Annotated in this window: 8 protein-coding genes; 4 read left to right on the top strand and 4 right to left on the bottom strand. The window is 75.2% G+C overall.

Going from position 1 to position 11,113, the window contains the following annotated elements:
• The coding region (locus tag ACFFF6_RS07380) for an FtsX-like permease family protein (protein WP_376979603.1) at positions 1 to 1,524 on the top strand (1,524 nt) is incomplete at its 5' end.
• A 49-nt stretch (positions 1,525 to 1,573) separates the two neighbouring features.
• Here the strand turns inward: ACFFF6_RS07380 and ACFFF6_RS07375 are convergent.
• Both ACFFF6_RS07375 and lysX read right to left on the bottom strand, forming a co-directional pair.
• On the bottom strand, positions 1,574 to 3,595 hold the full coding sequence (locus ACFFF6_RS07375; RefSeq protein ID WP_376979601.1) for a dipeptidyl-peptidase 5: 2,022 nt from the start codon (positions 3,593 to 3,595) through the stop codon (positions 1,574 to 1,576).
• 32 nt (positions 3,596 to 3,627) lie between these two features.
• Positions 3,628 to 7,032, bottom strand: coding sequence for a bifunctional lysylphosphatidylglycerol synthetase/lysine--tRNA ligase LysX (lysX, locus tag ACFFF6_RS07370; RefSeq protein WP_376979599.1), 3,405 nt, complete (start codon positions 7,030 to 7,032; stop codon positions 3,628 to 3,630).
• A gap of 153 nt (positions 7,033 to 7,185) precedes the next feature.
• On the opposite strand from lysX, the gene ACFFF6_RS07365 reads away from it, so the two are divergent.
• The 3 genes from ACFFF6_RS07365 to ACFFF6_RS07355 all read left to right on the top strand — a co-directional run bounded on the left by ACFFF6_RS07365 (position 7,186) and on the right by ACFFF6_RS07355 (position 9,030).
• Positions 7,186 to 7,854 (top strand): DUF998 domain-containing protein, encoded by a 669-nt coding sequence (locus tag ACFFF6_RS07365; RefSeq protein WP_376979597.1) that lies wholly within the window; start codon positions 7,186 to 7,188, stop codon positions 7,852 to 7,854.
• Between the two features lie 74 nt (positions 7,855 to 7,928).
• Positions 7,929 to 8,504: a hypothetical protein gene (locus ACFFF6_RS07360; protein WP_376979596.1), complete on the top strand. Its 576-nt coding sequence runs from the start codon at positions 7,929 to 7,931 to the stop codon at positions 8,502 to 8,504.
• Between the two features lie 70 nt (positions 8,505 to 8,574).
• A complete protein-coding gene (locus tag ACFFF6_RS07355; RefSeq protein ID WP_376979594.1) occupies positions 8,575 to 9,030 on the top strand; it encodes a hypothetical protein in 456 nt (151 codons plus the stop codon).
• A gap of 10 nt (positions 9,031 to 9,040) precedes the next feature.
• Here the strand turns inward: ACFFF6_RS07355 and ACFFF6_RS07350 are convergent, their stop codons facing one another.
• Together ACFFF6_RS07350 and ACFFF6_RS07345 are read right to left on the bottom strand one after the other, a co-directional pair.
• A complete protein-coding gene (locus ACFFF6_RS07350; RefSeq protein WP_376979592.1) occupies positions 9,041 to 10,009 on the bottom strand; it encodes an MsnO8 family LLM class oxidoreductase in 969 nt (322 codons plus the stop codon).
• Positions 10,010 to 10,055: 46 nt separating this feature from the next.
• The gene (locus ACFFF6_RS07345) at positions 10,056 to 11,105 is read right to left on the bottom strand and encodes a hypothetical protein (protein ID WP_376979590.1); all 1,050 of its coding nucleotides are present in this window, start codon (positions 11,103 to 11,105) and stop codon (positions 10,056 to 10,058) included.
• Positions 11,106 to 11,113: the final 8 nt, after the last annotated feature.

The following is an 11,113-nucleotide window of genomic DNA, read 5'->3' as shown; positions in this document are numbered from 1 at the left end:
GCCCTCGACCCGGTCGCCGCGCTCGCCCGCCATCGGAGCATCCGCGCCGGGGGCGGGACGTCCCTGCCCCCGATGATCGCGGGGGCGGTCTGCGGGGCCGCGGCGCTCGTGGGCGGCATCGGCAGCCTCGCCGTGGGCGGCGGCACCGGGGCGGCCCTGCTGGTCTTCGCGACGCTCACGGCGATCCTCGCGATGGTCGTGCTCGCGCCGGTGCTCGTGGACGCGGCGGCCGGGATGGCCGGGGCGCTGCCGGTGGACGCGCGGCTCGTGCTGCGGGACATGGCGCGCCGACGCTCCCGCTCCCTGCCGGCCATCTGCGCCGTGCTCGCCTCGACGCTCGTGCTCGCCCTGCTCGTCGTCTTCTCCGGCTCCCTCATCGCGCAGCGGCACGACGTCACCACCCGCATGACGGAGGACGGCGGCGCCGTGCTGGGCATCCATCTGCCGCTCAGCGACGGGCTCGACCAGGCGATCCTGGGCTCCGTGACCGCGCATCTGCAGGAGCAGGGCCTCATCACGGCCAGCCACCCGGTGCGCTCGACTCTGTCCCCCGACGCCGTCATCCCGGTGGCGATGCCGGGGCCGCAGGTGCCCTGCAGCCCCGAGCAGGCCGTCTCCGTCGCCTCCGCGATCACGCCCGGCGCCCCCGTCGACTGCGTGGCCTGGGAGGACGGGTGGCAGCCGAGCCTGCACATGCCGAGCTGGCTGAGCGACGGCCTGGTCGTCCTGGACCCCGCCGCGATGCGGGCGACGGGACTCCCCGGTGCCGAGGAGGCGGCGCGCCTGCTCGCCGATGGCGGCGTCCTCGTCCACGACGCGACGCGCCTGGACGCGCGCGGCTCCGCGGACCCCGCCCGCGGCACCGTGGAGATCGAGCTGCAGCGCTGGTCCGGCGCCGAGGTCGAGGTGCTGGACACGCAACGGCGTCCGGGCATGTTCGTCCACGGCGCAGAGGGCTCCCTGACGATGACCGCGCAGACCGCCGCCGAGCTGGGGATCCCCCTGCGCTACGTCGGGGAGGTCCTCGAGCTGCCGCGGCCGCTGGACGCGGCCGGCGCGCAGCGCCTCGAGACAGCGGTCGCGGAGGTCTCCGCGCTCGGCTGGCTCTCCGCCGTCCCGCGGGGCGCGGTGCTCGGGGGCATGGACCGGATGCCGGCCGCGATGCTGGTCATGCTCGTGCTGGTGGCGGCCTTCGGCGCCTCCGCCTCGATGGTTCTGGGCCGCCAGGAGGCACGCGAGGACCTGCGGATCCTGCGGGCCGTCGGCGCGTCCCCGCGGCGCCTGCGCGCGCAGGGCCTGCTGCGCGCCGTCGCGGTCCTCGTCCTCGGCACGCTGCCGGGCGTGCTCGCCGGCGGCGGGATCGGCGCGCTGCTCGTGCTGTGGCTGGGGCGGGCGGAGCTGGGCGGGCCGTGGCGGCAGATCGCGCCGATGTGGTCGGCGCTCGGCATCGGCCTCGGCGCGATCGTGCTCGCGGTCCTGGCCGTCTCCCTCGTCGCCGGAGGCCCCGGCCGCCGCTCCCGCTGAGCGGAGGGCCCCTCCCCGCGCCGCCCAGCCGGGCGGTGCGGGGACCGCCTCAGGACTCGAGCTGCAGCACCGGCACGCCCAGCGGGCTGAACCCGAAGACCTGCCCGTAGAACGACAGGCTCGCCTCGGTCGCGCGGATGATCGAGGAGGCCTGGCGGAAGCCGTGCTGCTCGCCCTCGAACAGGAGGTAGGCGTGCGGGATGCCCTTGGCGGCGAGCGCGTCGCGGAACATCTCCGACTGGCTGGGCGGCACGATCCGGTCCTCGTCGCCCTGCAGCAGCAGGACGGGGCATGCGAGCTCGTCGACATGGCTGAGCGGGGCCCGCTCGACGTACAGGTCCTTCCGCTCCGGGTAGGGGCCCACGAGGCCGTCGATGTAGCGGGACTCGAAGTCGTGGGTGTCGCTGATGAAGGTCTCGAGCTCGGCGACGCCGAAGCTGGACGCGCCCGCGGAGAAGGTGTCGGTGCGGGTGAGGCAGGCGAGGGTGGTCCAGCCGCCCGCGGAGCCGCCCTCGATGCCGAGGCGGGCGCCGTCGGCGAGGCCGCCCGCGACCAGATGCTCCATGACGGCGACGGTGTCGGCGACGTCGACCACGCCCCACTGGCCCTTCAGCCGGTCCCGGTAGGCGCGGCCGTAGCCGGTGGAGCCGCCGTAGTTCACCTCCACCACGCCGATGCCGCGCGAGGTGTAGTACGCGGCCGCGAGGTTCAGCACGGGCGGGACGTGGGAGGTGGGGCCGCCGTGGACGCGCGCGATGAACGGGGGCCGCTCCCCCTCGGGCCCGCAGATCCCCTCGTGCCGGGGCCGGAACACGATCGCGTGGACGACGCCGCCGTCCTCCAGGGCGACGGTGATCGGCTCCGGCACGGGCAGCACGCCCGGATCAGGGGCGTCCTCGCGGGAGGAGCGCAGCACCCGGGTCCCGCCGAGCGCGGGCGCGGGACCGGAGACGTCGAGACGGGCGGCGAGGATCGCGGGGAAGGCGGTCGGCGAGGAGCCGAGCACGGTCAGCAGGCCATCGCCGCGCAGGCTCACCCCGCTGATCGAGGTGAGCCCCAGGTCGAGGTCGAGGATCTCCCCGGTCGAGAGGGTGAGGACGCCCAGCGCGTCGTCGGCATGGCCATGGGCGACCAGGAGGCGGTCCGGGTCCAGGACCGTGTACCAGGTCGTGCCGAGCATCCACATCGGCCCCGCGAACTCCTCGGCGCGATCGCACAGCCGACGGGTCCCGGAGCCGTCCCACAGCCAGGGGTTCCACCAGCCGGAGGCGTCGGAGAGGAAGACGAGGCGCTGGGCATCGAGCCATTCGGGCTGGAGGACGGATTCGGTCGTGCTGCCGGCGACCACCTCGCCGGCCCCGGCGGAGCCGCCCACGAGCGGGGCGACGTGCAGGAGCGTGCCGTCCCAGGGCATCTGCGGATGCTCCCAGCTGAGCCAGGCCAGCCGCGTGCCGTCGGGGCTCACCCGCGCGTGGGCGACGAAGCGGGAGGCGGGGGTGACGCGGCGGATCGCGGAGGCGTCCTCGGCGGCGGATCCGTCCAGGGGGATCGCGCCGATGTACCGCTCGATGCTCTCGCCGGTGTGGTCCTCGACGACCCACCACACCTCGGTCGCGCCGCCCGGAAGGGTCACGACCTGCGGGTCCGCGTAGCGCAGGGAGGGTCCGCCCGCGGAGGCGACCTCGGGCCCGACGGGGCTCAGGGGACGGGGCTCCTCGCCCTCGACGAAGGCGTGCACGCGCTGGGAGGCGAAGTCGACGAAGACGACGAGGGGACGTCCGTCCCGCTGCGGGAGCGTCGTCCAGCTGGAGCCGCCGTACTCGTGCACGCGGGAGCGGGCGTTGAAGGGCGCGGGCAGGACGGTGACGGGGGTCGCGTCGCCGTCCCCGTCGGCGCCGATGGGTCCCGCGGTGCGGACGATCGCCTGCCGTCCGCCCTCGGTGGCGATGCCCTCGGTCCACCACACCTCCTGCCCGACCTGCACGGGACCGCCGAGGCGGGTGCCGCCGGTCGCGAGGAGCTCGGCGGAGATGGGAGAGGGCCAGGAACCGTAGGGAAGCGTCGTCGCCATGCGCCCCAGGGTAGAGGGTCCCCGCCCGGGTGTCAGCCGCGGCCGCCGCGCTCCGGCTTCACGAGCGGGAACAGGATGGCCTCGCGGATCGACTGGCCGGTGAGGTTCATGACGAGCCGGTCGATGCCCAGGCCCATCCCGCCGGCGGGCGGCATGCCGTGCTCGAGGGTGCGCAGGAAGTCCTCGTCCACCTCCATCGCCTCGGGGTCGCCGTCTGCGGCGAGCAGCGACTGGGCCACCAGCCGCGCCCGCTGATCGAGGGGGTCGATGAGCTCGGAGTAGGCGGTGCCCTGCTCGCTGCCGCCGATCACGAGGTCCCACTTCTCGGCGAGGCCGGGGATGCTCCGATGCGGCCGCGCGAGCGGGGCGTTCTCCACGGGGAAGTCGGTGTAGAAGACGGGACTCATGGTCTGCTTCTCGCACAGCGCCCCGTAGAGCTCCTCGAGCACGGGCCCCCAGGGGAGCTCCGGGTCCAGCTCGAGGCCCGCGCGCCGGGCGTGCGCATGCAGCTGCGCGAGCGGGGTCGCCCGGTCGATCTGCTCGCCGAGGGCCCGGGAGACGGCCAGCGGCAGCGGGACGACGGGCCAGTCGCCGGACAGGTCCAGCTCCACGAGGGTGCCGCCCGGTCCGGGACGGCGGGCGATCTGCGCGCCGTGCACGGCCTCCGCGGCGTTCTGGATGATCCGCTGGGTCAGCCGACGCATGCCCTCGTAGTCGCTGTAGGCCTCGTACACCTCGAGCGAGGTGAACTCGGGGTTGTGGGTGAGGTCCGCGCCCTCGTTGCGGAACTGCCGGCCGATCTCGAAGACCTTCTCCATCCCGCCGACGAGCAGGCGCTTGAGGTGCAGCTCGGTCGCGATCCGCAGGTACAGGTCCATGTCGTAGGCGCGGATGCGGGTGGTGAAGGGGCGGGCGTTCGCGCCGCCGTGGACGGTCTGCAGGACGGGGGTCTCGACCTCCTCGAAGCCGCGCTCGTGCAGGGTCTCGCGTACGGAGCGGACGATCGCGGAGCGCTGATGGGCGAGGGCCCGCGCCTGCGGGCGGACGATGAGGTCGATCGCGCGCTCGCGCACGCGGGCCTCCGGGTCGGTGAGGCCGTGGTGCTTGTCCGGCAGGGGCCGCAGCGCCTTCGACGTGAGGGTGAGGGTGCGGGCCTCGATGCTCGGCTCGCCGCTGCGGGTGGTCATCACCTCGCCGCGCACGGAGATCTGATCGCCCAGGTCCAGGCCGTCGCGCCACAGCGCCCAGGCGGCGGCATCGGCCGCATCGCCCAGCAGGATCTGCAGGTCGCCGGTGCCGTCGCGGAGGGTTGCGAAGCCGATCCGGCCGTGGCGCCGGCGTCGCAGGATCCGTCCCGCGACGTCGAGGACCTGCCCCGTGCGCGCATCGGGCGGGAGGTCCCCGGCGAGCGCGCGGACGGCGGCGAGGGTGTGGCTGCGGGGCGCGCCCACCGGGTAGGGGTCGATGCCGCGCTTGCGCAGGCGCTCGAGCTTCTCGCGCCGCACCCGCATCTGCTCGGGCAGCCGGCGGGCGCTGAGGGCGCGCGCGACCGGGTCGGGGACCGGCGGGATGAGGGCGCGGACGGCGGCGGCGCGCTCGGAGCTGCCGGCGTCCAGCGGGTCCGGCTCCTCGCGCCGATGCCCCAGGGTGCGCAGGGAGCGCCAGGTCGTGGACAGGTCCAGGAAGCCTTCGGCGCTGCCGGTGGCGATGCCGACGCGCGGCAGGTCGGAGGCGAACTCGAAGCACAGGTAGCGGGACTGCCAGGAGGGGAAGTACTTGGCGTTGGCGCGGTAGAGGGATTCGAGCTGCCACGTGCGGCTCGCCAGCAGCAGGCTGCGCCGCCACAGCCGGGCGAGCGGGCCCGCGCCGATCTCCGCGCCCCGTTCGAAGGCCTCCCGGAACATGGCGAAGTTCAGGGAGATCCGGCGCACCCCGAAGCCGGGGGCCTGCTCCGCCATCGCGGTGACCAGCAGCTCGATGAGGCCGTGCGGGGCGGCGGGGTCCCGGCGCATGAGGTCGAGGGAGGCGCCGGTGCGGCCCCAGGGCACGAAGCTGAGGAAGCCGCGCAGCGCGCCGTCCGCGTCGCGGGCGAGGGCGAGGAGGCAGTCCCCGTCGAGGGGGTCGTGCAGGCGGCCCAGCGCCATGGAGAAGCCGCGCTCCTGCCCGCCGTCGCCGCGCCAGCGGGCCGCGGCGGCGGCGAGCTCCGCGAAATCCGCATCGGACAGCGACGAATGGCGCCTGACCTGCACGGCGAGGCCCTGGTCGCGCAGGCGCCGCACGCTCTGGCGGACCGGCGCCATGCCGGGGGCGGCGAGGGAGAAGACGTCCAGGTCCAGGATCGCCTCGTCGCCCAGCTCGTAGACGACCATGCCGGCACGGGCGAAGGCGTGCCCGCCCTGCTCACCGGCCCCGATCACCGCGGCGGACAGCCCCCGCGAGCGGGCATGGGCCCGCCAGGCCGCGATCGCCGCACCCCAGCGCGCGGGATCGCCCACCGGGTCGCCGCTGGCGAGGCAGACCGAGCCGAAGACCCCGTAGGCCACGCCGGCGCGCGCGGCAGCAGGGTCCCCGGCCTCCCCGGTGTCCCAGACCACGGACTTGTCGCGACGGGTCGCGAAGTAGCCCAGCGAGTCCTGCTCGCCGTGCTCGCGCAGGAGGGTGCGCAGGCGCGCCTCATCGGCCGTGGAGAGGCCGCGGGAGGTGCGCGGCGGCCGGAACAGGCGCAGCGCGGAGGTGAGGACGACGAGCGCCCCGGCCAGGCCGATCAGCAGGTGCACCCACCAGGGGGCGTGGATGTCGCGGGTCTGCTCGAGGCGGCCGATGTCCGCGAGCATCTTCGCGAACACGTACTCGGCGGCGGCGCCGTAGGAGTCGGCGGTGCCCGCCTTCTCCACGAGCAGCGCCCCGCCCAGCAGCAGGAGCAGCCCGCCGCCGAGGAACTGCAGGAGCGCGGCGCGCAGGCTCCCGGGGACGCGGCGGGCCACGAACTGGCCCCGCGCGAGCACGAGCACGGCGATCGCGGCCGTGTTCAGCGCCAGGCCGATCCCGGCGAGCACCGGGTGGTACCCGTCCATCACCTCGATCACGCGGCTGATCTGCGGGACCAGCAGCCACCACAGCAGCAGCATCCACCAGGCGGCGCGCAGCCGCCGGCGCAGCGCCATGCCCAGGACGAACAGCAGCGCCGTGTACGTCAGGCCCGGCAGCACGGGCAGGAACAGCACGGAGACGGGGTCCCAGGGCCCGGAGAACACGCGGTGCCAGTGCGGCTGCAGGCTCACCAGCAGGTTGAAGACGGCGAAGGCGAGGAGGACGAAGGCGAAGCGGTCCGGCCAGCGGTCATCGCGTGCGGACCAGCGGCTGGCTCCGATCCAGTCGGCGGGGCCGCGGCCGGGGCGCGGCGGCGAGGCCCGTCCGGCACGGGCGGCCTGCGTCATGAGGTCCTCCGCGGGTCGGGGCCGATGCGCAGCAGCATGAGCGGAACTCTATGCCCGTGCCCGCTCCCAGCGCTCTCGCGCCCCGCGCCCCTCCCCCGTCCAGGCGGAGGGGCGCACAATCGGGCACGGAGGACGATGGGACGGAGGATGCGGATGGGGATGCGGAGGCGGCGGGGCCTGCTGCGGGCGACGGGCGCGGTCGCCGCGCTCGCCTATGCGGGGTTCCTGCTGGACGCGGTGGCGCCGGGCCGACACGACTGGGGCTCGCTGGTGAGCGAGCTCGAATCTCCCGGACGGCCCTTCGCGCTCGTGCTGAGGACCGCGGATGTCGCCTCCGCCGTCCTCGCGGTCGCGCTGGTGCCTGCGCTGGGACGGCTCGGCGAGGATGCGGGCGGTCGTGGCCGATGGGCGGCGCGGCTGCTGTGCGGCGGGGTGCTCGTGTTCGGCGCCGGGGAGATCGGGGCGGCGCTCGTGCCGCTCCCGGCCGGGGTCCCGGACACGCTCGAGGAGGTGGTCGAGGCGGCGTCGGAGCAGGTCCTGGCGCACAATGCGCTGAGCGTCGCCGCGATCGCGGGGCTGCTGGCGAGCGGCCTCGGGGCGGTCCTGCTGCTCGGGGGGCGGCCGTGCTGGCTGCCCGGGACGCTCGGCCTGCTGGGCGCGGGGGTCGCCGTCTCGGTTGCCGGGGACCTGCTCGCCGACCGGGCTCCGGCGCTCGCGGACCTCGCGGGGGTGGGGCAGCGGGTGCAGATCCTCGCGGGGAGCGTGTGGCTCGTGGGCCTCGGCGCGCTCGCGGCCCGCGCCGCCCCGGGTGAGCGGGCCTGAGCACGAGGCCGGGGCAGGTGGCGCGGGTGTCATACTTCCGGGATCCATGTCCCCGGGATCCCAGCGGAGCTCCGATGCCCTCGTCCCCTCCTCGGCCGCGCCGCCCCGTCGGCATCGTCCTCGCGCTGCTGGCCGTGCCGACCCTCGCCGGGTGCGGGCTGATCGGCCACAAGGAGCCGGCGTGGGCCTTCGACGAGACGAGCGGCCTGTACTACCGGCCGGGGGTGATCTCCCAGTCCGCGGATCCGGTGCGGGAGCAGCTGCCGCAGCTCGAGGGCGTCGGGTCCGTGACCGCGACGGACCCGAGGATGACGGACCCCGATGCCTGGTTCGCGCCGCCCGCGCCCGATGACGAGCTGTGGCAGGCCGTGGTCGAGCTGGAGTCCGCGCAGGTCGCGGGGCTCCTGGAACCGGCGGCATCGGACGGCGGCGCGGGAGCCGCGGCCCCGCTGACGGACGATCAGCTGCGCGAGAAGCTCGTCCCCACCCTCGACGAGGCACCGGCCGCCTGTCCGGACGGCTGGGTCGACGTGACCGCCGCGCTCGCCGCACCGGACACGTCGAACATCACCACCGGCGGGGACATGATCGCCCTCGCGGTCGCGTGCCCGGGCGGGACGCAGCTGGTGGTCGAGCTGCGGGACATGTAGGCGGGGCTGCCGAGGCGTCGGATCCGTTCCGCATACGCTCCCGCAACATCGACCGCGGGAGGCTGGGCGCATGCGTCGCCCATCCGCTCCCCTGCCCGTCACCCTCCTGCTCGCCTCGCTGCTGGGCCTTACCTGGGGCACCGCCTCGATCTGCGCCCTGGGCCTCGGGGCAGGGCCGATCCTCGCGGTCACCGACGCCTGGTGGTCGTGGGCGGCGGTGCTGGCGGCCTCCGCGATGCTCTCGCGGCGGCTGCTCGCGAACCTGCTCGCGGTGCCGGTCTGCGGGGCCTGGGCGATCGGCTCCTACTACCTGCTGAAGGCGGCGTGGTCCGTGGGCTACCCCTCGCGCAGCGACGGCTTCTGGGACCACCTGGAGGCGGCACCGTGGGCGCCGTGGATGGTGCCGGTGCTCGTCGCCGCGGTGCCGGCGGCGCTGGTGGGCACGGCGATCCGTCGAGCCACGGCACGGCTCCGGGTGACGCCCGCGGCTTCGCGGGCCGTGTCGCCGCAGGCAGGGGGCCGTTGATCGCTGCGTCTCACCCGAGGATCGCGGCGAGCCGCCGGTCGGAGTCGGCGAGGGCATGGCGGTCGTAGGTCGAGCCGGAGGCGAGCAGCTCCTCGGTACCGGTGCGCTCCAGGAGCTGTCCGATGTCCCGGGCGACGGTCTGCTCGCTGCCCGTCCAGGCTGCCGCGACCTGCTGCTCGAGGCGTTCGCGGTCCCGGGCGCCGAGGTCGCGCTCACGGATCCGGGCGACGGGCTCGAGCGGCCCGAAGGCGCCGGTGCGGCGGGACTCCAGCATCGACCAGGCCTCCGGGACGGCGAGCTCGCGGGCCTCCGCGTCGGTGTCGGCGACCAGGACGTCGGCGGAGAGCATGATGTGCGGGGCGCTGCCGCGATGCGGGCGGAAGGCGCGGCGATAGGCGGCGAGGCGCGCGGGCAGCTCCGCGGAGCGCAGGACGGGCCCGCCGATCACGACCGGGAGTCCCCGCTGCGCGGCGAGGTCCAGGCCGCGGCCGGTCGCCAGCAGGTGCACGGGGACCGGGGCGTCCGCGGCGGGTCGGGCCGTGATCTCCGCGGTGCCCTCCAGGTGGGCGCGGACCTGCGCGATCTCCGCCGCGAATTCCTCCGGGCTCACATCCAGGCGCCCCAGCGCCCGCCGCACCGGCTCTGTGAACCCGAGGGAGCGCCCCAGCCCCAGGTCCACGCGTCCGGGGAACAGGGAGGCGAGCATGAGCGCCTGCTCCGCGACGAGCAGCGGCCGATGGTTCGGCAGCATGATCCCGCCGGTCCCGAGGCGGATCCGCTCCGTGCTCGCACCGATCGCCCCGAGCAGCACCGCCGGGGATCCGCTCGCGATTCCCGGCACCGCGTGATGCTCCGCCACCCAGAACCGCTGGTAGCCCGCCAGTTCGGCGAGGCGGGCCCGCTCCACCGAATGCGGCAGGGCCGCGGACTCCGGTTCGCCGATGCGGGTGCGGGAACGGTCGAGGAGGGACAGGCGCATGAACGGCGCAACGCGCGCGGGGGCGTGGGGCTTCCCGGGGCGAGGCTCAGGGGACCTCGGTCATGAGGGTGATCTGGGAGATGCCGCCCGGGCCGAAGCTGATGTTCATGAACGCCTCGCCCACGCGGTAGCGCGCATGGTGCTTCCCGGTGCGCTCGGGGTCGCCGAGCAGCGCGAGAGCATCGGCCATCGTTGACGTGTGGGGGAGGCCGTCGATGAGGTCGGGGCCCTGCCACCAGGGGTATTCGATCGGGGCCGTGCCGAAGAGGCCCTCGGCGGCGAGGCCGATGTGCACGAAGATCGTCGTGACGGTCCCCTTCTCCACACGCGCCTCGAGGCCCCGCTTCTTGGTGCGGCGGGTGCCGGACTTCAGCGCGGGGCCCGCGTCGATGCCGAGGAGCGCCCCGACCGCCGCGGCGGGCTCGGGTCCATCGGCGGCGCCGAGGATCCCGAGCAGCACGGTGACGGGTCCGCTCACGGTGACGCGGCCGGCGTCCGCGTCGGCGTTCTCGGTGATGCCGCGCGGCGGGGGCGAGGCCTGGCCGGTCCGCTCCTGCCACCACGACGTGAACTCGTCGCCGGAGTCGACGTCCCAGGCCTCCGGCACGTCGACGGCGAAGCGATCCTGCACCCAGGCGCGGAAGGCGGCGTGGGCGGCGGCGCTCTCCGCGGGCGGCTCCTCCCCCAGGACGGCGCCGCGCAGCTCGTCGTGGCCGATCGCGATCAGCCGCAGCAGGTCGAGGGCGCTGTCGGCGACGATGATCGCGTCGAGATCGTTGATGAGCACGACGGCGTCGGCGACGAGGCCGTCGCGACGCCACAGGGCGAGGATCCCGCCGGCCCCGTCCGCATCGGCGATCGGCAGCAGCGGGACGGCCGGATCGGAGCCGTCCTCGAGCCATCCCCCGAGGGTGAGATCGCTGCGGAAGACGACGCCCTGCTGCGCCGGACCGGGGTAGGGCGTCGCGTACTCGACACCGCCGGATCGTATGGCGTGGCCGCGTTCCTGCATCCAGTCCAGCGCCTCGCCGAGCTCGGCGGGCAGGGGTCCCCAGTCAGGGCGGCGCGCGAGGATCGCGTCTTCCAGGGTGCTCATGGAGGGAC

This window comes from Brachybacterium hainanense (assembly GCF_042434575.1).
Lineage (GTDB): Bacteria > Actinomycetota > Actinomycetes > Actinomycetales > Dermabacteraceae > Brachybacterium > Brachybacterium hainanense.
Note: the sequence above shows the minus strand (reverse complement) of the source record. Positions and strands in the feature narration are given on the sequence as shown.

Excerpts from the sequence above, each read along its gene's own strand:
- ACFFF6_RS07375 (WP_376979601.1), bottom strand. The coding sequence starts at position 3,595 with ATGGCGACGACGCTTCCCTACGGTTCCTGGCCCTCTCCCATCTCCGCC.
- ACFFF6_RS07345 (WP_376979590.1), bottom strand. The coding sequence starts at position 11,105 with ATGAGCACCCTGGAAGACGCGATCCTCGCGCGCCGCCCTGACTGGGGA.
- lysX (WP_376979599.1), bottom strand. The coding sequence starts at position 7,032 with ATGACGCAGGCCGCCCGTGCCGGACGGGCCTCGCCGCCGCGCCCCGGC.
- ACFFF6_RS07350 (WP_376979592.1), bottom strand. The coding sequence starts at position 10,009 with ATGCGCCTGTCCCTCCTCGACCGTTCCCGCACCCGCATCGGCGAACCG.
- ACFFF6_RS07365 (WP_376979597.1), top strand. The coding sequence starts at position 7,186 with ATGGGGATGCGGAGGCGGCGGGGCCTGCTGCGGGCGACGGGCGCGGTC.
- ACFFF6_RS07360 (WP_376979596.1), top strand. The coding sequence starts at position 7,929 with ATGCCCTCGTCCCCTCCTCGGCCGCGCCGCCCCGTCGGCATCGTCCTC.
- ACFFF6_RS07355 (WP_376979594.1), top strand. The coding sequence starts at position 8,575 with ATGCGTCGCCCATCCGCTCCCCTGCCCGTCACCCTCCTGCTCGCCTCG.